21 protein-coding genes are annotated in these 20,983 nt (G+C 43.2%); 10 read left to right on the top strand and 11 right to left on the bottom strand.

Annotated features, from left to right (window positions below):
* Both lgt and IPL34_RS15500 read left to right on the top strand, forming a co-directional pair.
* A complete protein-coding gene (gene lgt, locus IPL34_RS15505) occupies window positions 1-795 on the top strand; it encodes a prolipoprotein diacylglyceryl transferase (RefSeq protein ID WP_296842357.1) in 795 nt (264 codons plus the stop codon).
* The gene (locus IPL34_RS15500) at window positions 792-1,586 is read left to right on the top strand and encodes a thymidylate synthase (protein ID WP_296842356.1); all 795 of its coding nucleotides are present in this window, start codon (window positions 792-794) and stop codon (window positions 1,584-1,586) included. Before lgt ends, IPL34_RS15500 begins: the two co-directional genes overlap by 4 nt.
* Window positions 1,587-1,650: 64 nt before the next feature.
* On the opposite strand, the gene IPL34_RS15495 is transcribed toward IPL34_RS15500, so the two are convergent.
* Both IPL34_RS15495 and IPL34_RS15490 read right to left on the bottom strand, forming a co-directional pair.
* Complete coding sequence (locus IPL34_RS15495) at window positions 1,651-2,241, bottom strand: SHOCT domain-containing protein (RefSeq protein WP_296842355.1); 591 nt, start codon at window positions 2,239-2,241, stop codon at window positions 1,651-1,653.
* A 104-nt stretch (window positions 2,242-2,345) separates the two neighbouring features.
* A complete protein-coding gene (locus IPL34_RS15490; RefSeq protein ID WP_296842354.1) occupies window positions 2,346-3,776 on the bottom strand; it encodes an FAD-binding oxidoreductase in 1,431 nt (476 codons plus the stop codon).
* A gap of 47 nt (window positions 3,777-3,823) precedes the next feature.
* On the opposite strand from IPL34_RS15490, the gene IPL34_RS15485 reads away from it, so the two are divergent.
* The 3 genes from IPL34_RS15485 to IPL34_RS15475 all read left to right on the top strand — a co-directional run bounded on the left by IPL34_RS15485 (window position 3,824) and on the right by IPL34_RS15475 (window position 6,522).
* Window positions 3,824-4,591 carry an SH3 domain-containing protein gene (locus IPL34_RS15485; RefSeq protein ID WP_296842353.1) on the top strand — a complete coding sequence of 256 codons (768 nt, stop codon included), beginning with the start codon at window positions 3,824-3,826 and terminating at the stop codon, window positions 4,589-4,591.
* A 103-nt stretch (window positions 4,592-4,694) separates the two neighbouring features.
* Window positions 4,695-6,104, top strand: a complete 1,410-nt coding sequence (locus tag IPL34_RS15480) for a hypothetical protein (protein WP_296842352.1) — start codon at window positions 4,695-4,697, stop codon at window positions 6,102-6,104.
* Complete coding sequence (locus IPL34_RS15475) at window positions 6,097-6,522, top strand: hypothetical protein (protein WP_296842351.1); 426 nt, start codon at window positions 6,097-6,099, stop codon at window positions 6,520-6,522. Before IPL34_RS15480 ends, IPL34_RS15475 begins: the two co-directional genes overlap by 8 nt.
* Window positions 6,523-6,592: 70 nt before the next feature.
* On the opposite strand, the gene IPL34_RS15470 is transcribed toward IPL34_RS15475, so the two are convergent.
* From IPL34_RS15470 to IPL34_RS15440, 7 genes are read right to left on the bottom strand one after another with little or no spacing between them, the layout of a single operon-like run.
* Complete coding sequence (locus IPL34_RS15470; RefSeq protein ID WP_296842350.1) at window positions 6,593-6,811, bottom strand: hypothetical protein; 219 nt, start codon at window positions 6,809-6,811, stop codon at window positions 6,593-6,595.
* 20 nt (window positions 6,812-6,831) lie between these two features.
* Complete coding sequence (locus tag IPL34_RS15465) at window positions 6,832-8,148, bottom strand: DUF58 domain-containing protein (protein ID WP_296842349.1); 1,317 nt, start codon at window positions 8,146-8,148, stop codon at window positions 6,832-6,834.
* Complete coding sequence (locus IPL34_RS15460) at window positions 8,145-9,113, bottom strand: MoxR family ATPase (RefSeq protein ID WP_296842348.1); 969 nt, start codon at window positions 9,111-9,113, stop codon at window positions 8,145-8,147. Before IPL34_RS15460 ends, IPL34_RS15465 begins: the two co-directional genes overlap by 4 nt.
* A complete protein-coding gene (locus IPL34_RS15455) occupies window positions 9,094-10,332 on the bottom strand; it encodes a DUF4350 domain-containing protein (protein WP_296842347.1) in 1,239 nt (412 codons plus the stop codon). The genes IPL34_RS15460 and IPL34_RS15455 overlap by 20 nt, the downstream gene beginning before the upstream one ends.
* Entirely contained in the window at window positions 10,329-11,828 is a 1,500-nt protein-coding gene (locus IPL34_RS15450; RefSeq protein ID WP_296842346.1) for a DUF4129 domain-containing protein, read from the bottom strand. The genes IPL34_RS15455 and IPL34_RS15450 overlap by 4 nt, the downstream gene beginning before the upstream one ends.
* Complete coding sequence (locus IPL34_RS15445) at window positions 11,825-12,823, bottom strand: stage II sporulation protein M (RefSeq protein WP_296842345.1); 999 nt, start codon at window positions 12,821-12,823, stop codon at window positions 11,825-11,827. The genes IPL34_RS15450 and IPL34_RS15445 overlap by 4 nt, the downstream gene beginning before the upstream one ends.
* Window positions 12,820-13,530, bottom strand: a complete 711-nt coding sequence (locus IPL34_RS15440) for an RDD family protein (protein WP_296842344.1) — start codon at window positions 13,528-13,530, stop codon at window positions 12,820-12,822. Before IPL34_RS15440 ends, IPL34_RS15445 begins: the two co-directional genes overlap by 4 nt.
* A 154-nt stretch (window positions 13,531-13,684) precedes the next feature.
* On the opposite strand from IPL34_RS15440, the gene IPL34_RS15435 reads away from it, so the two are divergent.
* From IPL34_RS15435 to IPL34_RS15415, 5 genes are all read left to right on the top strand, one after another.
* A complete protein-coding gene (locus IPL34_RS15435) occupies window positions 13,685-15,064 on the top strand; it encodes a M17 family metallopeptidase (protein ID WP_296842343.1) in 1,380 nt (459 codons plus the stop codon).
* Window positions 15,065-15,090: 26 nt separating this feature from the next.
* The gene (locus tag IPL34_RS15430) at window positions 15,091-15,789 is read left to right on the top strand and encodes a DUF4886 domain-containing protein (RefSeq protein ID WP_296842342.1); all 699 of its coding nucleotides are present in this window, start codon (window positions 15,091-15,093) and stop codon (window positions 15,787-15,789) included.
* Entirely contained in the window at window positions 15,786-16,499 is a 714-nt protein-coding gene (locus tag IPL34_RS15425; RefSeq protein WP_296842341.1) for a GNAT family protein, read from the top strand. The genes IPL34_RS15430 and IPL34_RS15425 overlap by 4 nt, the downstream gene beginning before the upstream one ends.
* Window positions 16,500-16,725: 226 nt before the next feature.
* Complete coding sequence (locus IPL34_RS15420) at window positions 16,726-17,520, top strand: metallophosphoesterase family protein (protein ID WP_296842340.1); 795 nt, start codon at window positions 16,726-16,728, stop codon at window positions 17,518-17,520.
* Between the two features lie 17 nt (window positions 17,521-17,537).
* Complete coding sequence (locus IPL34_RS15415; protein WP_296842339.1) at window positions 17,538-18,458, top strand: diacylglycerol kinase family protein; 921 nt, start codon at window positions 17,538-17,540, stop codon at window positions 18,456-18,458.
* A 135-nt stretch (window positions 18,459-18,593) separates the two neighbouring features.
* Here IPL34_RS15415 and nhaD read toward each other — a convergent pair whose 3' ends face one another.
* Together nhaD and IPL34_RS15405 are read right to left on the bottom strand one after the other, a co-directional pair.
* A complete protein-coding gene (nhaD, locus tag IPL34_RS15410) occupies window positions 18,594-19,823 on the bottom strand; it encodes a sodium:proton antiporter NhaD (protein ID WP_296842338.1) in 1,230 nt (409 codons plus the stop codon).
* Between the two features lie 183 nt (window positions 19,824-20,006).
* A complete protein-coding gene (locus IPL34_RS15405; protein ID WP_296842337.1) occupies window positions 20,007-20,711 on the bottom strand; it encodes an ankyrin repeat domain-containing protein in 705 nt (234 codons plus the stop codon).
* Window positions 20,712-20,983 lie beyond the last annotated feature (272 nt).

Genomic DNA, 20,983 nt, shown 5'->3' with positions numbered 1-20,983 from the left:
ATGTTGGTGCATCCACAAATTGATCCGGTAGCCATTTCCTTAGGACCACTGAAAGTTCACTGGTATGGATTAATGTACGTAGTGGGTTTTTTGGGCTTTTTGATTCTAGGTAAGCGTCGCGCTAAACAGCCCAATAGCCCTTTAACTCCCGACAATATTGATGATCTGATGTTTTGGGGAGCGATAGGCGTCGTTGTCGGTGGACGTTTAGGGTATATGTTGTTTTATAACCTCAAAGCCTTTGTCGCCAATCCCTTAACCTTTTTCCAAATTATGGATGGGGGGATGAGTTTCCACGGTGGTCTAATTGGTGTCATTACCGTCATGATAGTAGCCGCTTGGAAATGGCATAAGCCATTTTTTGCCATTGCTGATTTTGTTGCGCCGTTAATTCCAATTGGTTTATTCGCCGGACGCATTGGTAATTTTATTAATGGTGAATTATGGGGGCGTCCGACCGATGTGCCTTGGGGCATGGTGTTTCCGAAGGTCGATGATTTAGCGCGTCATCCCTCCCAACTCTATCAAGCCTTTTTGGAAGGGATAGTGCTGTTTATTCTGCTAAATGTATATCGGCGTATGTCGCCACCGATGGGGGCTATCTCAGGCTTATTTTTAATTGGCTATGGTGTGGCGCGGTTTATTGTTGAGTTCGTGCGTGAACCGGATATTCAACTAGGTTATATAGCGTTTGGTTGGCTTACACAGGGGCAATTACTCACTATCCCTATGATTTTATTGGGTGGATTTTTTATATGGCAAGCCTATCAGCGTAAATCTAAGGGTAAAGCATGAAGCAGTATTTAGACTTGATGCGCCATGTACGCGATCACGGTGTGACTAAAGCAGATCGCACCGGAACGGGCACAAAATCGGTGTTTGGCTATCAAATGCGCTTTAATTTAGCGGAAGGGTTTCCGCTCGTTACCACTAAAAAAGTGCATCTGAAATCGATCATTTATGAGTTGCTGTGGTTTTTGCAGGGCAGTACTAATGTGCGCTATTTGCAAGAGCATGGAGTTAGTATTTGGGATGAGTGGGCGGATGAAAACGGTGAATTAGGTCCGGTTTATGGCTCACAATGGCGTAGTTGGCCGACACCAGAGGGCGGTCATATTGATCAAATCAGTGAAGTCATTAAGCAACTCAAAACTAATCCAGACTCACGCCGTATAATGGTAAGTGCGTGGAATGTGGCACAAGTCTCAAGAATGGCGTTGCCACCGTGTCATGCATTGTTTCAGTTTTATGTGGCGGAAGGGAAATTATCCTGTCAGCTCTATCAGCGCAGTGCCGATATATTTCTAGGCGTGCCGTTTAATATTGCCTCTTATGCTTTATTGACCCATATGGTGGCGCAAGTATGTGATTTAGCAGTAGGGGATTTTGTGCATACCTTAGGCGATGCGCATTTATATTTGAATCATACGGAGCAGGTGGAAACTCAACTGAGCCGCGAGCCTTATGCTTTGCCTACTTTGCAGTTAAATCCAGCTGTGAAAGATTTATTTGCGTTTCAATATGAAGATATTGCCGTTTTGAACTATCAATCACATCCAGCGATTAAAGCTCCGGTCGCAGTCTAATCAGTTTAGCTATGCTAGTAATAGGGGTGGCAACTAATTACTACCCCTGAAAAATAAATAAGGATTACAATGGCTTACCGTCTTTCATCACCACGGGTAAACTATTAAGGTTCACAGTACCATATTGACTGGTGAAGGTCATAGCACCCCAATCATTTTGTTGTTGTACACCACCAATTTGATGATCACCAGTGTCATACACCCAAGATTCATCATTACGCGCTACTAAAAGGCGTCTAGCCTGAGGGTAATAGGCATAGCGAGTGTCATTTTGAGAACCACTAGAACTAGGTTGACCCCATGCTAGGGGAATACCTTCAGACGTTTTGGCATCAGGATCTACCTCAGCATTGGCAGAGTGTGGTACGAATGTAGCTACTTCCGCAATAGGGCGTTGTTCATAAATAGTCACAAGGTCATTAAATAATGCACCTACGCGGTTTTTGAGATTGTTATTAAACATATCTCCCACCATGAGCATACCGCCGCGCATCCACTGACCCGCGCCACCCACTTCAGGGCTGCTAAATTGTGCCATAGTGCCATTGCCACGCACTAAAGCTAGGTATAAATCGGTAACAGTGGATTCACTAAAGCCTTGGCGCTCAGCGGTTGCCGTTAAATTGGCTTTTATCTCTGGGGTAATGGTAGGCATGATGCTACTCCTAATAATTATGAGTGACGAACTGCCACTGCATAGAATCTAGCATAGATCATGCCAAGCTGCTGCAATCCACCTAACTTATCCAGCAATAGTCATTAAACTTTCACACTCTGTGGGTGATAAATACGGTTATTGGGATCTAGTTGCTTTTTAAGCTGCTGTAAGCGTGGATAAGACGCACCATAATAAGCCTGTTGCCAGTTAGGTAAACTAATATCGGGATAATTACGATAGTGCGCTTTAATCCCTACCGCCGTTAAACGCTTTTGCACCGTATTTACAATGGTTTCGGCTTTGGGCGTATCTTTAGCGGCATTATAATAAACCTGAAATTCACCTAAAAAGTTATAGGCTCGATGCGGATAAGCAGCCGTTTCTGCTTTGCCTGCTTTATTAATCGCTCCCCCCATCGTATTGATTTGCAAAATACATTGCTTTAAAGGCGAGGTCGTCATGGTTTTGAATATATCAGGAAAAGCGGCTTCAATATCGTTAAAACCCTGATAATAGCCTGCTGATACATTTTTAAAATACATCGGATCAACCCCACCTTTAAAGCGTTTAATACCTGTTAAAAAGGCATCTTTACGCACAGGTGTAGCTTCACTAGCATTTTTACTTAGCTCTTTGACAATGGTTTGTAAAGTACTGGCGGGAGTTTTGGCGAAGTCGGTGAGTAAGATAGTGAGATGATTATTATTGAGTACCCATGAAGAATAAGACGTATTAGGTAAATCTTTCATGAGATTAAACCAGCGTTTAGCTAATTGCGTGGCTTGCTCTAAAGTCAGATTACGATATTTAAAACGGTAACTATTAAATAGTTCGGGGGCAGGGTGAGTATTAAAAGTGAGTTCGGTCACAATGCCAAAATTACCATTATTGCCGCCGCGACATGCCCAGAGTAATTCAGGATTAGTATTAGAGTCGTGTAGATTGCCTTGACCATCAACTAATTGCACACGCTGTAAACTATCACAGGTTAAACCATATTCACGCGCGAAAAAGCCATAACCCCCACCCAATACTAATCCCGCCACACCCACACCAGCGCAAGATCCTGCTGGTATTAAACGTTTATATTGCGCTAGATACTCATACACTTTACCTAACTTAGCACCGGGTTGGATTACTAGCGTTTTAGTAGTCGTTTGGTAGCGCATAGCCTTCATTAAAGACAGATCAATGAGTAAGCCCCCCTCATTGAGCGAAAAGCCTTCAAAGCTATGTCCGCCACTTTTTACAGTGACTTGTAATTTAGCTTGATTGGCATAACGAATAGCTTCTTGTACCCCTTGAGTATCCAGACAAACGGCGATAAAACGCGGCATCAGCGTAATCCGCTTGTTAAAAATTTGCCGATGCGTTAAATACTTAGCGTCATCGCGTGTCAAAAAGGTGACGTGATTAGTGGAAAGTGGTTTAGGTAGCGTGCTGGTATCAGCCCATGTGCTTTGATACACAGCAGGCAAGGCTAATAAACCTAGTAACTGTTTTAAAGTATGGCGACGGCTGGACTGCAACATGATAAAACTCCTCAAGGGGATAGCGCATAGTAGTCTAACACTACAGCATGCCTTTAGTTATCTGGCAAGAGAGTAGTCGCCAACTCATCAATCCAATTAGCGTGTTATCAATAGCGCTACAACATCAAATCAATGAGTGTCAAATGGGAGTATTAACAATGATTAAATCATTAAAGTCTGTATTGAGTGCAACGATATTAGGTTTAGCGGTGCTGGGTATCAGTGCAAATAGTTGGGCGCAAACCCTAATGCCAGTGGATGATGCCGCCAAAAACCCCGATTTCTTAAAGTTTCGTAATCAACTAAAAACTATCATTGCCAATAAAGATGCTAAGGCTCTATTAGCTATTGTCGATAAGAATATTCATATGTCCTATGGGGATAATAATGGTATTGCCGAGTTTAAAAAGGAATGGAAATTAGATAAACCCAATAGTCCGCTTTGGAAAGAGCTGAATACTGTATTATCCATGGGTGGGCAGTTTGATAGTCAAGGTGAGTTTATGGCGCCTTATGTATTTAGTGCATGGCCTGACAATGCGGACAGTTTTGAAAATATTGCAGTGGTGGGTAAGGATGTCAGAATCCGTTCCGCCCCTAACTTATCGGCGGCAGTAGTAGCAAAATCGACCTATGAAATACTACCTGTAGATGCTGCACGTAATACATTAAATGACTGGGCAGCCGTAAAACTGAAAAATGGTAAGACAGGTTATATTGCTAGACAATATGCACGTAGTCCGGTGGATTATCGCGCCTTTTTCAGTAAAAAAGCGGGTAAATGGACTCTAATAACTTTTGTTGCGGGAGATTAGTCATTAAATTGTCTGATCTTCGAGACAGTAAGGACATTGAATGCAGGGCAGCATGAAATATTACGGTGAGTTGCACAGGCTAGCCTCAGAGTGGGGTGGTTAAATGGATATAGCCACCTTTGCAGAGCATTTAACCGCCGGACGTGGAGCGGTTTATTTAGCGATTCAACAGCAGGGTCTAGAACCCTATGCGGAAACTTTGCTAGACGGTTGTTTATATAGCTCTATTTATAGTGAGGATTTTTTGCAGGAGTTTGAGCGAGCACAATGGCTGTATCCGCTCTTTGCAAAAACCCCTTATTATTCTCATTTTGACCAAGTCATTCGTGACGCTTTCCAGCCCGATCAAGACGAAAGTTATGATGATCCTCATTCTAATCAACGTTTTGCGTTATTAGCTTTGATGGCTTTAGACGGTGATCAAGACGCTTACCGATTAATTCAGTATTGGGCAGAGCGCTGGCTAGCTGAACACGATATGCGCCGCTATCAGTGGTCGGAATGGTGGCTAGCTTTAGCGGGGCAGAAAGCCTTATTGCCTATTGTGCGTGGCTGGGGTTATTTAGTGCCTCATCTGGATGAGTTTTATGTGCCTACCTTAGAACGTTTATTGGAGTTATGCCATGAATCTTTCACTCCAGAGCAGCGCCAAATCTCGCTAGAGCAAGCTCATGCCGATGTGCAAGCTGCTGCTACTTTTGACTTTTATATTAAAGCCTATTGGGAGTATCACAGTGCGGAGGGGCAAGAGGAATTAGCGCGTCAGCAATCTGCCCAAGCCGTACAAGCATTGACTACAGAGCAACGTGAAAAGCGACGTTGTGCACGCTTACGTAAAGAGTTGCCCTTAGCTGAGTTATTGAGTCAGGCGCGTAAAAGACGGATGCGTAACCATTTCACTATGCAGTTAGGTACCTGCTTGAGCTTAGTGGAACAACAATGGGTACTACATCAGATTGAGTCTGAGCCAGATGAGGAAGTGGCTGCCAGCTTATTATGGTTTTTCAAGCGTGTAGCGTTGCCGAATCCCTTAAGTCCCAAAGTGTGGCAGTTAATTAAATCGACTAATCCTAAAGTAGTCACAGCCATGTTAGTGGTGTTAGCACAAAATCAACATCCTCAGATTGGTGCTTATGCGCGAGAAATATTAAGCCAAGGTCAGTTGAATAAGGTATATGCCGAACTGATTGGTTTATTTAAGCTTAATTACCAACAAGGCGATGAGCTATTGATTCGGCAGGTGTTAGAGCATTTTGCCGAGGATAAGGATGCCATTCATACCTTAGGTTTTATTTTAAATGATTGGGTAAAGTATCAAGCATTGCCAGCTTTAGCTCCTTTACTGTATTGGATGTATGAACATAATCCTTGTTCAATGTGCCGTGGTCAAATAGTGGAAAGTCTAGAAGCCCTCAATGCACTGACGCCAGAGTTATTGCGTGAGTGTCAATATGATGTACAAGGGGAAACAAGAGCGTGGGCTAGTAAGCGTTTGAGTATAAACGATGTTTAAGTATTTAAATTTATTGCTTTTAGCTTGCCTATTAGTGGGTTTAACGAGTTGCATCAAGAGTGAGTTACCTAGTGCCGAGTTTAAGGTTATAGGTGGAGTGGTAGCACCAGATGGTGGAACGTTTTTTCTAAACGTAGAAGATCAAGGAAGATTTTATACTCTAGGGCACTATAAGCCGCTAGGTATGGATTATTTTGTCTGTGCTAGTCAATACGCAGATACTAAAATTGCCAAGGCTTTACGTGGTGAAGATCGAAAGGGGCTGACCCGAGTATTAGAGCAGTGGCTAAAACAGCATCTAAGTCCTGCTGATTTTGCTAAGGTACAACTCAAAGATATTGATCGACTACCTGATTTTGATCATATCGATCAAAAAATTTGGGGTGTATGGAAACTTTATTTTGAATGCAGCACTTAAAATAACAAAGCCACCGATAATTAGATAATTACTATCGATGGCTTCGTAATAATAAAATCAGCTTAAAGCTTTATTCGCCCTGAGCGACTTTCTCACAATCCGCAATCAGTTCATCCAGCATTTTTACTGCTGTTTTAGCTTCGGCTTTAATTTCCTTTAAGAAGGCTAATTCGCTTTTTGATACTTTACCGTCTTTTAACACTAGGTCACGCAATAGCTGCACTTCTTTTTGACTAATATGTCCATCACCTAATACTGCTGCTTTTGCTATAGTACGCCATTCAGCCATGTTGAGCCTCCTATTCAATATTATAAAAGTTGATTACGTTTAATTTCTAAATAGTGATTCACTAGCTTTGCCGCTAATTCCGTTGGCATCACATCCAAGGCTGCAACCCCACTCGCTTGCAGCCGCTTCATTAGTGCTGAGCGAGCTTGCAAGTGCTGCAAAGCTGCTGCGTAGTCTAATGCCTCTGCGAGCGAGTGTATAGTTTGCTCTAAAAGTGAGCTAATTATTGTTTCATGTAAACTTGCCACTAATACCGGATGGCGCTTGCGTACTAATTGCAGCGCAGGTAATAAATCCCCCTGATCCTCATCGCGTAAATTAGTTACCCAAATCACCAAAGCCCGCCGTTTTTGATGTGCGAGCACACTTAAAGCCGCTTGATAATAATCCGGTGCTTGCCCATTGGGTTGTAAATCATAGGTTTGACTCAATAACTGCTGCAAACCATAGTGTCCTTTTTTAGGTAATACCCAACGCGGTTCTGGAGTGCCAAACGTACCTAAACCTACTGCATCCCCTTGCTTAAGTGCTACGTGTGCCAAGAGCAATACGGCATTTAATACATAATCAAAATGGGCAATGGTTTGATCGTGAGCCGTCATACGATGACCACAATCGACTAATACTAATACCTCTTGATCACGCGCCTCTTGGTATTCACGGGTGACTAAATGCTGAATACGCGCACTGGCTTTCCAATCAATTTGGCGTATGCTGTCACCCTCACGATATTCGCGTAATTGATGAAAATCTTGCCCTTCACCACGACGCGGACGGCGATTAATACCCATTTGATTCAGTTGTTGCTCGGCGGCTAGTAAGGTATAGCGAGCAAATGCAGTGTAATTAGGGTAAACCTTAACGGGTTGTGGCAGTGCTATTTTTTTATCCCGCCACCACAAACCCAGACGTGATTGTATGCGTACCTGCAAATGATCAAAGACTTGCAAACCACGTTCAGTAGGCGTGATTTCATAGCCCACTTGAGCGCTTTGTTGTGCAGGTAATTGCACAGTTAGCGGTAGATGTTGTGCGGTCACCTTGACACTTAAGGGTACATGATCATAAAGCTGTAAAGTCTCAGCGTGTTTACTACCCTCTAGTGTGATATGCACGATATGTGGCACACCTACCACTAAGGTATTAGGTAAATCGCGCTTAAAGCTCACCGTATTGCGCCTAAACCGGAGCCATAAGGCATCTAGCAGCGCAATGCCTGCCACTATGCCGACTAAAATCAGAAAAATCGGCTCTCCGGTTTGTGCCATGCTAAAGCCCAAAGCTATGAGCACGATAGCGACACTCACCCAGAGCAGACGTTTACTCGGAATGATCATTGGCGTGGTGCTGCGGTTTGATCGAGTAAAGTGGTAAGTACTTGATCCGTACTCACGCCATCTAATTCTAGTTCAGCATGCAAGGCAATCCGGTGACGTAAGACAGGCAATGTAACAGCCTTGATATGATCGGGAGTGACAAAGGTTTGACCTTGCATGAGCGCTTCAGCGCGGGCGGTGCGGATTAAAGCAATACTGCCGCGTGGCCCTGCACCTACTCGAATACCCGCATGTTGCCGTGTTGCTTGGACTAAACGCACGGCATAATCGAGTACTGCCTCATCCACTGCGAGTTGAGTACACCATTGTTGCAATTCTAGTATTTGTTCGGGTGTCACTACCGCTTGCACGGAGTTCAGATTAAAACCAGAGGTGGAATGTGCTTGAGTGACTAAAGCAGTCAGGGCTTTTTCTTCATCGAGCGTCGGATAGGTCATGCGAATTTTTAATAAAAAGCGATCCAATTGCGCTTCGGGCAAGGGATAAGTGCCTTCTTGTTCTAAGGGGTTTTGAGTTGCTAGGGTCATAAAGGGCAAAGGTACGGGATAGGATTGCCCATCAATCGTCACTTGTTGTTCCTGCATCACTTCTAATAAGGCGGATTGAGTTTTAGCGGGAGCACGATTGATTTCATCGGCTAATAATAAATTAGTGAAAATCGGACCTTTGCGTACTTGGAACTGTTGGGTATCCCGATCAAACAGCGTATGTCCGGTAATATCAGCAGGCATTAAATCCGGTGTAAATTGAATACGCCCAAATTGCCCACTAATCGTTTGCGCTAGTGCTCGCACTAAGAGCGTTTTACCTAAACCAGGGACACCTTCAATTAATACATGTCCACCTGCTAGCAGTGCCAACAGGGTTTGATGTACCACCACCTCTTGCCCGATTAAGGCGTGTTGGATTTGTGCACGTAATTGTTGTAGTGCTTGGCTTGCAGTACTAAGGGATAGATTGAGCATGTGGGGCTTGTCTCCAATATTGATTGAGCTGAGTGAGACGTACTAGCTCAGATTCTTTTAATTCAGGTGCTTGGAATAAATAGTGTGTAGTGGCTAAATCAAGCTGTAAGGCTTGACCTAACATTTGCAAACGTTCGGTTTCATTAAGGTATAACCACTGGGGCAATTGCTTTTGTGCCAGATGCAAAGTATCGCGGCGCAGTTGTTCAATGATCGTGTTGCGCCCTTGAGGTTGTTGAAACCATTGAAAACGGCTACTAGCTTTTAAATGCTCTACAATGCGTCGCCGTGTGGGGGGCGGGAGCGGAATTAAAGCGCCAAAGCGTGGCATCCACGCCCAAGCAATTAAAACTAATAAAGCGCCAAAACTAAAGAGCACTAAATAAGCATAATTCCATAATAGGGTTAACAGGGAAGGAAAATCCTGATCACTAATAATCCAGACTTGTTCAGGCGTGTAATGGGTATGCAGTAAAGACCAAAAAAACTCCGCATTATCCTCATTGCCCAAGCTGCTATTATTGGCAAAATCAAATTCACTCACTAAGGTAACAGCGCCCTTGCCCTGTATTTTATGTACTAGCCAATAATCACCTTTAGGACTATTCAGTGCCCACGCGTGTTCGGTGCTTTTAATAGCGCGAAACAGATCAAAATCAACCTCAAGAGATTTATGATGGTTGGGAAGTTGCGCTTTTAGCGGTAACTCATCCGTATTCAGTGAGTGGTAAATGCCACCCTGTACTTTAAGCAATTCTTGCAGTAAATCATGGCTTTGACTGCTTTTTTGAGCATCAGTTTTTGCATCAACAGAATCTGTTTTATCGGAGGTTGTGCTATCTTCAGACTCTTTTTCGTAGTCTTCTTTATCGTTTGAAGTATTACGATTACGCAGGCGCGTAACTAAATGCCCCCCTTGCTCTACCCAATGCCAGAGTTCGCGTACTTTATCGTGGCTCAGTACATAACGTTCACTATCTAACACTACTACGGTTTTAAGATCAGGTAAGGTCAATTGAGTTTTGGATTCAGTGGGAATACCCATACGTTTTAAAAATAAGCGTGAGTAATACAGTGGATTATGTGCGGCTTCCCCTTGTGCACCGATTTGCTCTTCATGAGCTTTGAGTTCATAGGTACTAAAAAACCAGTAACCGGCACTCAATACAATGATCGTCACTAAGAGACCAATCAACAGGGTATGGAGGTGATCTTTCATACCGCCTCCGCTTGTTGGTGTGCGTTTAGCAGTTGAGTGAGTACCTCAGGTGCTGGGTTAATATGCCCGTAGGCGGTCTGTTGCCAATAGCGAGTTAAAAGGGTCAGATACTCTAATTGGGGCTTAGAACTATGAGGTTGCGCTAAAACCAATACATCGCCCTCGGTATGGTGTGCTTGAATCTGTAACTGTTGCTGATGCGTCAATTGATGTAGGGCACTGCGATATAATAGGCTCAAGGCTTCTCGATAATGACCTTGTTGCCATGCCGCTTGAGCCGCAGCGGGAATATCCTTAGGCAAACTTTCAGCACTTAAATCCAAGCCAAATAAAGTCGCTGGAGGAGGGGGCGTGGTTTTTTTAGCTTGATAAGGGCGTAATAGTTTGAGTAATGCCTCGCGATAGATAAAAGCGAGAATGAGACCGATAGCAATAAAGAGCCATAAGCTACCTTCTAGTAATTGTGCCAAACTGGTGATGATTTGATCGGAAAGCTTAGCATTACTAGAGTTCTTGCCCTTTTCTTTATCTTTTTCTTTAGCTACCCAGCGATAGACGGTACGAGTTTGCAATTCGTGCTCATCTAAAATAGTGGTGATTTGTTGTTTAGCTTGATTGGCTGGTAAATGCTCTTCAGCCAGCGGTTCAGCAGGGGATTCAGCGGCATAATTAGGGGTGGGGAGCGTAATGATGAATAGAGTGAAAGTACATAAAACACCTAAGGCTAGGTGATGTGCTTTTTGGCTTAAGCGTTGAGCCATGGCACGTAACGCTTGCTCAATATCCCACGCCTCTAATTGCACACGGCGATTGAGGTACAAAGTAAAGCCAGCGGCAACATAAAAGGGTTCAATCAAGATAATAGCTACTAGCCAAAAACTATAATCCAAAAGGTGATGCCAATATTCTTCCTCTCGATCCACATAGCCAGCAAAGACATTGCGAATATGCTCAGTAGTCGCTTCAGTCGGATCAAATAGTAGCAATAAGCCATAGCAAGATAGAAAAATTGCGATTTGAGCTAGAAACAAGCTCAAGGTGAGTAACACCGCATGGCGATTAAATTGATTGGTTAATAGAGTACGGCGTTTACGAGCAGCTTTTCCGGTTAAACCTTCTAACTGCCATAAGGATTGTACATAGCTGCGTACTAATGAAAAACGTTTCCAAGTGAGCGCGGCTAATAGGTTGCTACTGATGAGTAATTTCGGTAAAGCATTAAACCATTGGATTAAGGTTAAAGGTTGCTCGCTCACCTGTTTACTTAAACCGTGTAATAAAAAGCGGTCATACAAGGGTTTAAGCCACCACAATACTATCAATCCCAGCCAAAGCTGTTCTGACGGTAACAGTGCCCAAAACAATAAACCGACCAAGACACTAAATAAAACCCAACCTAGCCATAGTAGTTTAGCTGTTTGAGTGAGACGTAAGCCTAAATCGAGCGCTTCAAATGGCGTGCGTTCACGTAAAGCAATCGTGAGCTTAGGGGTCATACATCCACCTGTTGTGCCGTATGTTTACGCCCCGCCCAACCCAGCCATGCCATCACTAAAAGCCAAAATAATCCACCAATGGCGTATTTCACATTAAGAGGTGTCTGTACGCGCGAGGACCAAAACGCTTCGACAAAAGCCGCCATTAAAAACAGTAAAGCCGCACCGTACATGAGTTGTATCGCAATGCGCCCATTGGTTCTTAAAGCGTATAGACGGGTTTTGCGTCCGGGGAAAATTAAAGCTTGAGTGAGTTTAAAACCCGCAGCACCGGATAACACAATAGCCGTGAGTTCAAAAGCACTATGCCCTACCACAAATCCCCAGAAGGGATCATTATAGCCAATATAGGTGAGATGCCCAGCGACTGAGCCTAGCACTATGCCATTGAAGAGTAAGATGAATAATGTACCAATGCCAAATAATAAACCGCTGGTAAAGGTCTGAAATCCGATACTGGTATTATTGCGAATATAGTGACCAAACATATAAAAATCACTGTCGGCCTCACGTTCGCGCCCTAAACGGTCGTGCAGTTGCGGATCATACATAGACTCCATTTCGGCTATTTGCATAGGGTCTAGTACTGAATACACTAAATCCGGTTGCCATTGGGTTAGGAAAATAAACAGCAACATACTGCCGTAAAACACAGCGGCTGAGAGTGATAAGACACGCCATTGAGCACGTACTTGAGCAGGAAATTCGAGAGCCAAAAAAGACCATACTCGTGACCCAATAGGTTCACGTTCGCGGTAAAACTGCTGATGTCCGGCGACCACTAAGTGATTTAAGCGCTCCAATAAATGCGGGCTATAATGCCGCGCTTGAGCTAGGGCTAAATGGTGACAGGTTTGCCGATACAGTTCGGCGAATTGTCCAGTCGGGGCAGTTTGAGTATGACGTTTACGCCGAGGTAGGGCTAAGTAGTCCAACCATGCTTGGAGTTGGCTCCAAATAGTTTGGTAATGCTCGATGAATTGCACCTGTTTCATGAAGAGGCTACCTGTTGAGGTGAGAGCATGTGTTGACCCGCAATCCATACCGCATAGCGTTGTAAGGTTAGACTAGCAGGTTGTCCTTGAGTCAAGGTTTCTGCGGTAATTTGCGCCAGTTCATCGGCACGCGCTGGCGTTAAAGTACGTGAGCGCTCAGCAAATTGTAGTAAAGTTTGTTGCTCTTGAATCAGTAGCGGTTGCGGTAAGGGTAAAGGTTCTACTGCTGGCAAAGCACGATGTGCATTTAAATGCGGTTTATAGACGACTAAGGTATCAGCGGCTAAATCACCTAGGCGTTGGAAGTGGCGCGTAAAGAGTAGGCTAATCACACCAAAGCCATAGAAAAACGGCATAAAATCCACAAAACGAATTAAATTACGCAATAGTGAGGCTGCAAACGTTACCGGACTACCATCGCGTTGTACGGTATAAAGCTCTAATAAACGTTTACCCGGCGTTTGACCTTGATGCCGCCATTCAAACCAGACCGGATACCACCATTCAAGCAAAAACAGGAAGATTAGGATTAAACCATCACCGAGATAGCCCAATATGCCCAAGATGGTAATTAAGACTATACCGACGCTAAAGCGGATTAATAAATCAATAAACCAAGCCATGAAGCGTGGTACGAATCCCGCTGGAGTGAGGGTTAAGGCAATACCTTCAGGGGTATTTACTGTGTATAAAGTATCTAATTGCATGTAAGAATGGCGCTTTAGTGACGCTCGACGTATGATTGGGCATTTTTTGCAACAGAATGAAGTTCGGGTGCAGTGATGTCAATAAGAATCAGGTCAAGGTGTCGATTAACCAGACTAAATTACTAGCACTCGAATCTATAATCATGAGGATGACATGTTTACGCTCGAAAAAGTTGAGAACTCTACCCCGATTCTACCGGTTACAGTGGATACATTGGCTGAGGTGCGGGCGCATTTGCCAGCCTTTGTGCACCATTGGTTAGATCTAAATAAATTTACTGGTAAAGTAGGCGAGATTTGTATTATTCCAGCCCTCTCCGGCAAGCTCGGTACGGCCCTCGTGGGCTATGCTCAGAATGAAACGGCACTCTGGTCTATTGCGGGCTTAGCTGCCCAATTACCCGAAGGTAATTACCATCTAGAAGTGAGTTGGAGTGAGCATGATCAAATGCTCGCCGCTATCGGGTGGGGTTTAGGGCAATATGAATTTAGTTTGACTAAAAAAACCGAAGAAAAGGGGCAACGCAAACTCTATTTACCTGCGCACTATGAGCGTGTAGTAGCGTTTGTAAATGCGATTAATAGTGTACGTGATTTAGTCAATATGCCGGCTAATCGGATGATGCCACAGCATTTAGCCGTGCATATGCATACCCTAGCGGATGAGTTTGATGCTTCATTCCAACAATTAGTCGGTGAGGATCTCATCGAGCATGGTTATCCCGCCGTATATGAGGTAGGACGTGCGAGTGCACATAAACCGCGCGTTTTAGAGCTGCATTGGGGCGATAAGAAAAACCCTGAGGTGGTATTAGTCGGTAAGGGCGTGTGTTTTGATACCGGTGGCTTGGATATGAAGCCCTCTACTGCAATGCGCTTAATGAAAAAAGATATGGGGGGAGCCGCACATGTGATTGCCTTGGCACGCCTGATTATGCAAACGAATTTACCGATTCGCCTCAAGGTGTTAGTGCCAGCGGTGGATAATGCCATTGGGGGCGATGCCTTCCGTCCGGGCGATGTGATTAATACGCGTGCAGGTAAAACGGTCGAGGTCGATAACACCGATGCCGAAGGGCGTTTAATTTTATGTGATACTTTAACGGCGGCGTGTGAGCATCAACCTGCTCTAGTGATTGATTTTGCCACCTTAACGGGTGCTGCGCGTGTGGCCTTAGGTACTGAGATTCCAGTATTCTTTAGTAATAATCGCCAACTCACCCAGCAAATCCAACTAGCCTCGGCTGAGGTGGATGAACTTATGTGGAATTTACCGCTGCATAAGCCTTATATGCATCAACTTAAAACGCAATTTGCCGATTTAAAAAATAGTGGTGATAGCTACGGTGGAGCAATCACGGCAGCTTTATTCTTAAACGAGTTTGTGCCAGCAGCAACGCCTTGGCTGCATATTGATATGATGGCGTGGAATTTACGCGCCCGTCCGGGTCGTCCTATTGGGGGGGAGGCTATGGGCTTATTTGCAGTCTATCACTATCTTGAACAGACTTTCCAAACGATGCTTCCTGATTAAAATAATGGGATTAAAGGGGGAGACTAATGGGGGACAAATGGGCACGACGTGTATTATTTATTGGTAATTCCTATACTGAGGGCTTGCGCACTACTTTAGTACATCTCTTACCTGCCTCTTTACAAGGCTCGGTGTTAGTGGAGTTTGTCACTAAAGGGGGGCGTAATTTGGCTTGGCATTGGGAGCACCAAGCACTACAAGACAAAATTAAACGAGGTCGTTGGGACTATGTAGTGTTACAAGAGCAGAGTCAAACCCCCACCCTCATAGGGCAAGCTCCCTATCAGGGGTTTGTACAAGCACTGGGACGGTTTTGCCCTTTGATTCAAGATTCAGGGGCCGTGCCGGTATTATTTATGACTTGGGGCGCACGGCGTGGAGATCGTAAATATAGCCAAATCAGTCCTGATTATTGGATTATGCAGCAACATTTGAGTACAGCTTATCGTGCTATGGCCCAGCAATACCAAACTAAGCTAGTGCCAGTGGGGGAAGCATGGTCCTATGTGCGCCGCAAAGCTCCGGTATTAGGTGAATGTCTGTATCAAAAAGATGGTCATCATCCCTCTAAAATAGGTAACTATTTATCAGCCTTTATGTTTGAGCGTTATTTATGGCATAGCGACAGTTTGTCTAGCCCTATGATCAAATTAGCGACTTTAGATAAACAGATTTTTGCGGCGGCTATTGAAAGCACCTTACATCAAGAGCAAACACGATTATGAGTATACTGAGCAATACGTGGGGACAGTTACTAGGAGAACCCGTACCCGATTGGCAACCTTGCTCGCGTCCTAATGCCACTTTGTTGTCAGGGCAGTATTGTCGTTTAGAGCGCTTACAACCAGAGCAGCATGGAGCTGATTTATGGCAAGCACAACAAGCCGCTGTGGATGGGCGCGATTGGACTTATTTACCCTATGGGTCCTTTGATAGCTTAGAAGATTATAGGGTTTGGCTTCAGAGTGTCAGTGCATTAGAAGACCCTTATTTTTTTGCCATTATCGATGAAACGACTCGGCAAGCGCTGGGGGTGGCGAGTTTGATGCGTATAGATCCCGCGAATGGTGTCATTGAGGTCGGTCATATTTATTACTCTCCCTTACTACAACGCACTCGTGCCGCGACAGAAGCGATGTATTTGCTCATGCGCTATATCTTTGAGCTAGGCTATCGGCGCTATGAGTGGAAATGCAATGACTTAAATGAACCCTCTAAACGGGCCGCCGGGCGCTTAGGGTTTAGTTTTGAAGGAGTATTTCGCCAAGCAGCGGTCATTAAAGGTTTTAATCGTGATACCGCTTGGTATTCCTTAATCGATAAAGAATGGCCTCAGTGTCGCTATGCGTTCGAGCATTGGCTCCATCCCACTAATTTTGATGCTCAAGGGCAACAACTACAAAGCCTAGCGCAGTGGCGAAAACACAGTCTTTGAGCCTTATGTGATAAGCATCTAAAAGTAACCGTGTGTTTCTGGAGCAGTCTTGGCGGCAAGGATGCCGCTTTGAAGCGTACAGGGACGTATTTACAGCGGCTGCGGAGGAAATGCACGGTTACTTTGACTCAAGTACTTAAATCCCCCTAATCTACGATCAAAGCAGCCAAGGACTAACACCTTTGGCTATACTGAGCGCTAATTTTTACTGTAAACCACTAGCACTATGACCACTATTGCTCATATTTCAGATTTACATTTTGGCCGTGAAGTCCCTGAGGTGATGCAGGGCTTAATGGCTAATTTAGCGCAAGTGAACCCCGATTTAGTGATTATTAGCGGGGATTTAACCCAACGCGCTAAAGTCGAAGAGTTTGAAGCCGCTAAAGTCTTTTTACAGCAACTACCCTATCCTTATTTTATTGTGCCAGGGAATCACGATTTATCCGCTACCGATATTACCGAGCGTTTTTTTAAACCTTGGGAAAAATGGCAACAATTTGTCACCCCTAATCTAGAACCAATCTTACATACTGATGATTATATCGTGGTAGGGGTGAATACAGCGCGTGCCGCTGGGTTTTATTTTGATTGGTCGAGGGGGCAAATTAGTGAAGCACAGATTGAGTTTGTCGCTAATACCGTTAGATCTATTGAGGAACCTAAATTACGTTTATTAGTAGCACATCATCCTTTTTGGTTACCTCAACAAGCGGAATATCGCGATGTAGTGCAAAATCGTGATCAGGCGATTGATGCCTTTCAAAGAGCGGGGGTGGATATTATACTCAGTGGTCATATTCATATGGCTTATACGCAAATTTTAAATGGGGTCATTATCTCCCATGCGGGAACTACTTTTTCTAATCGCACTTTAGAAACCCACCCTAATAGTTTTAATATTATTAAAGGTAATCGTGAAAAGCTCACTATCAGCTTTATGGAGTGGGAAAAGGATAAATTTCATTTAAAAGAAGATAGATATTTTCAACGCATTGATAATAATTGGAAAATAATTTAGCAGCGGGAAGAGTTAATATGGATAGTAAAAAAGAAGATAATCCTAAAAAAAACACTGAAGTCTTCGTTTCTATTAAAAAAATCCCTATATTTGTTAATCCTCATTCAGGCAGTGCGCAGCGCTTAATACCCATTCTAAAGCGCTATCGAGAAGTCGCTATTCAGTCTATTAGCCCTAGTACTTTGCCTAGGCTGATTCAGGATGAAATCGCAGCGGGTGAGGATAGAGTGATTGTCTGTGGAGGGGATGGTACTTTATCTTTAGCCGCACAGCATTTAGCAGGAACGCCTAGCGCATTAGCTATAATCCCCGGTGGCACATTAAATCATTTTGCGACTTATTTAGGGATACCTATTGATCCTCATCAGGCATTAGCCTTAGCTTTAAAGAGTAATCACTTCACGGCGGTAGATGTTGGCTATGTGAATAAACGTTTATTTTTAAATACTAGCTCAGTAGGGTCTTATGTACGCTTTGTCCGCACACGGGACTATTTAGAGCGCTATATGAGTTATCTGCCAGCTAGTATTTTAGCAGGAGGGAGACGTTTATTACGCTTACGTAGTTCTAGATTATTTTTTAATACTGTGAAAATTCGCACGCCTTTGGCTTTTATTGGAGTGAGAGAGCGGGAATTAAGTTTTCCCTCGTTAGGAAAGGAATTAGAGCAGGGTCAACATGGTTTGCATGTTATTATTGTAAAAGTTGAAACTCGTTGGGAAATGATTCGCCTTGCTTTTAATGCCATTATTCGAGGCATTAGCCCGCTGCAAAAAGCAAAGCAATTAGAAAGCCGCATAGTAGAGCAAATAGAAATCGATAATCATCATCGTAAGCGCGGTATTTATGTAGCATTAGATGGTGAATTAACCTTACAAAAAACACCTTTGCAGTATTCTTATGTGAAAGATGCCTTGAGGGTCGTATTGCCTAATTAGCAGGTACGATGGTAACCTTGCCGCCAAGACTGCTTTATAAACACACAGTTGCTTTTAGCTAGATGCTTAGTTTACCACAAGAGTGCAGGGGGCAAACTGTTAGATTTGTCCCCTGCAAGCTAAAGCTTGTTTTTATTAAAGTATTTGACCGACCAGCCAAGCAGCAGCAAAGCCCACTGAATAGGCTAATAATAAGTGACCAAAAAAGCGGGCGTAACTAACAAAGGTAACATTACCATGACCCGCTTTACTCATAGCGATAATACCAGAGGCTGAGCCGATAATAAGTAATGAACCTCCAATACCCACTCCATATACCATAGTGAGCCATTCGCCGCGTGCCATTTCGACTCCTGAATGTAATACCGCAGCCGTTAAAGGCACGTTATCGACTAGGGAAGAAAATAGACCTAAAGTATAATTAGCTACTGGAATTGGGAGTATGGTGTAAAGCTCTGCTAAATGATCGAGTATATGCAGTTGTTTTAGCATACCGACCATGAGTAACACCCCTAAGAAGAATAATAGAGCATCAAACTCAATCATTCGTATGTTACGCATCATATCTTCATCGCCATTAATGAATTGCATCATTAAAAATAGCAACGCTAAGGATACTAAAAAGGTGAGTAAAGGCGGTACATTAAATAATACATTAAGTGCTAAAATACTAATAATTGTTAAAATGAACTGTATCCCTGCAAGCTTATCAGCTAGAGGTATAGGCTTAACTTCACGTAGGATATGCACATCTTCTTGTAAACCTTTTGCCATAATAAAGGCTAGAGTAATAAGACCCATATAGGCTGGTATACCTAATAGCAGTAAATTAGGAATAGTCACTTTACCGGCTAAAAAGACCATTAAAGTAGTGACATCACCTGTGATTAAAGCTACACCCCCGGAGTTGACACCAAACACTATTACAGCCACAAAGCGTAACAAATCCGCTTTCGATAAATTAAGCGGTAAGAGTAAACTCATGCAGACTAAAGTAGTAGTGACATTATCTGCCATAGCAGAGAACAGGAAAGCAAAGTGAGCAGTAATAAATAATAAAGTGCGTTTACTTAAACGTTCTGGCAATAAGCGCATAACAATATTCGAGATAAGACCTCGATTATTTAAGTAAGCAACAAATGTCATAGCAGCCACTAAAAATAGCCATAAAGTAGCTATTTCTAATAGGTTTTCATTTAAGGCTTCTTGTACGGTTTCAGTCTCAGGTGAGCGACTGATAAAATACAGTAGCCAAACTAAACTACCAAACAATAAAGTGGTTTTTGCTTTATTAATATGAATAACATCTTCTATGACGATACTAATAAAGCCTGCTGCGATGAGCACAAGCAGTAGGGTATCCATGTGGTGCAAATCTCCGGTGTCAATAACACTAAAGGTAAAGGGTGGTAAAAGAAGGCGCGATTATAGTAGTGCGCTTTTGAAAAACCAATGACTTTTCTTGGAAAGCAAGTTCTATTCCATATCACTGTAGCAGGCTTAGCTCACTTGCAATATGCACTGAAAATGGGCATGGAAAGGCTAAAGCTACTTCAATAATTGCAAAACATCGTAATGCTTAGCCAATCGAGCTTGGTCGGCTGCGGTACGTCCCGTTTTATCTTTAATAGTTTTATTCGCACCTTTTTGTAATAACAGTCTTACCACTGGTACAGAACCATTACGAGCGGCAGAGTGCAGGGCTGTCCAGCCATTACCTTCGAGTAAATTCACCGGTACACCCGCTTTTAAGCACATATTGACATAGGCTACATCCCCGCGTGCGGCTGCTTTATGGTAGTTATTCGTTGAGCGGCAAGTATTGGCTAGACCTTGAGTATTTAATTGCCATTTACCTAATACCCCTTCATTCATATCACTACTGGCACGCCAAGTACCATCTAAGCGTGTGCCTAAAAAGCGATCTTGGCTAGCATCTAGGTAAAATTGGAAATTACCCGCTTGATTAGCTAACGTACCATCAATATTAAGTGCAGCATAAAGCGTTAAAATATGTTGCGGTAAAATAGTAAAGCGGTATTTAGCTGAATTAAAGCTAAGGCTAATAAAGTTATTAGGTGTAATCTCTTGACCAAATTGATAGTTGTCTTTGAGCTTTAGTACAGCGTTAGCTTTACCATATAGAGCATGTTGACCGGAAAAATGATAGGTGATTTCAGCCTGTGCAAGCGTACTGCTGAGAGTCATTACGCCCATTAGTAAGGCTTTAAAAAGGTAGTGCTTCAACAACATAATTAAACTCCTTTATCTTGTCTATAGATTCGTAATATTAGCAATAGGTAAAAAATAAAATTGCGGTATTTTACTTAGATATAAGGTAAAAAATTAACTGATTTACTCTAAACCTATAAACTATTAAGCTGGAGTAAGCATCATAGCTTTTTTTATAATATTAATAAGAAAAGCTCATGTTGTAAAATTAACTAACTCACCTATAGTTAAAATAGGATGCTATGGTTAATAATTTTTGCAGAAAATATAGTTTTAAAAGATATTTTTACGTG

This window comes from Thiofilum sp. (genome assembly GCF_016711335.1).
Taxonomy (GTDB): Bacteria; Pseudomonadota; Gammaproteobacteria; order Thiotrichales; family Thiotrichaceae; genus Thiofilum.
This window is presented reverse-complemented; position numbering and strand designations above follow the sequence as displayed.

Coding starts and splice junctions, on each gene's coding strand:
- nhaD (WP_296842338.1), bottom strand. CDS start 19,823: ATGGATACCCTACTGCTTGTGCTCATCGCAGCAGGCTTTATTAGTATC.
- IPL34_RS15470 (WP_296842350.1), bottom strand. CDS start 6,811: ATGGCTGAATGGCGTACTATAGCAAAAGCAGCAGTATTAGGTGATGGA.
- IPL34_RS15490 (WP_296842354.1), bottom strand. CDS start 3,776: ATGTTGCAGTCCAGCCGTCGCCATACTTTAAAACAGTTACTAGGTTTA.
- IPL34_RS15440 (WP_296842344.1), bottom strand. CDS start 13,530: ATGCAATTAGATACTTTATACACAGTAAATACCCCTGAAGGTATTGCC.
- IPL34_RS15405 (WP_296842337.1), bottom strand. CDS start 20,711: ATGTTGTTGAAGCACTACCTTTTTAAAGCCTTACTAATGGGCGTAATG.
- IPL34_RS15480 (WP_296842352.1), top strand. CDS start 4,695: ATGGATATAGCCACCTTTGCAGAGCATTTAACCGCCGGACGTGGAGCG.
- IPL34_RS15500 (WP_296842356.1), top strand. CDS start 792: ATGAAGCAGTATTTAGACTTGATGCGCCATGTACGCGATCACGGTGTG.
- IPL34_RS15455 (WP_296842347.1), bottom strand. CDS start 10,332: ATGAAAGATCACCTCCATACCCTGTTGATTGGTCTCTTAGTGACGATC.
- IPL34_RS15465 (WP_296842349.1), bottom strand. CDS start 8,148: ATGATCATTCCGAGTAAACGTCTGCTCTGGGTGAGTGTCGCTATCGTG.
- IPL34_RS15415 (WP_296842339.1), top strand. CDS start 17,538: ATGGATAGTAAAAAAGAAGATAATCCTAAAAAAAACACTGAAGTCTTC.
- IPL34_RS15495 (WP_296842355.1), bottom strand. CDS start 2,241: ATGCCTACCATTACCCCAGAGATAAAAGCCAATTTAACGGCAACCGCT.
- IPL34_RS15430 (WP_296842342.1), top strand. CDS start 15,091: ATGGGGGACAAATGGGCACGACGTGTATTATTTATTGGTAATTCCTAT.
- IPL34_RS15420 (WP_296842340.1), top strand. CDS start 16,726: ATGACCACTATTGCTCATATTTCAGATTTACATTTTGGCCGTGAAGTC.
- IPL34_RS15475 (WP_296842351.1), top strand. CDS start 6,097: ATGTTTAAGTATTTAAATTTATTGCTTTTAGCTTGCCTATTAGTGGGT.
- IPL34_RS15450 (WP_296842346.1), bottom strand. CDS start 11,828: ATGACCCCTAAGCTCACGATTGCTTTACGTGAACGCACGCCATTTGAA.
- IPL34_RS15425 (WP_296842341.1), top strand. CDS start 15,786: ATGAGTATACTGAGCAATACGTGGGGACAGTTACTAGGAGAACCCGTA.
- IPL34_RS15435 (WP_296842343.1), top strand. CDS start 13,685: ATGTTTACGCTCGAAAAAGTTGAGAACTCTACCCCGATTCTACCGGTT.
- IPL34_RS15460 (WP_296842348.1), bottom strand. CDS start 9,113: ATGCTCAATCTATCCCTTAGTACTGCAAGCCAAGCACTACAACAATTA.
- IPL34_RS15445 (WP_296842345.1), bottom strand. CDS start 12,823: ATGAAACAGGTGCAATTCATCGAGCATTACCAAACTATTTGGAGCCAA.
- IPL34_RS15485 (WP_296842353.1), top strand. CDS start 3,824: ATGCCTTTAGTTATCTGGCAAGAGAGTAGTCGCCAACTCATCAATCCA.
- lgt (WP_296842357.1), top strand. CDS start 1: ATGTTGGTGCATCCACAAATTGATCCGGTAGCCATTTCCTTAGGACCA.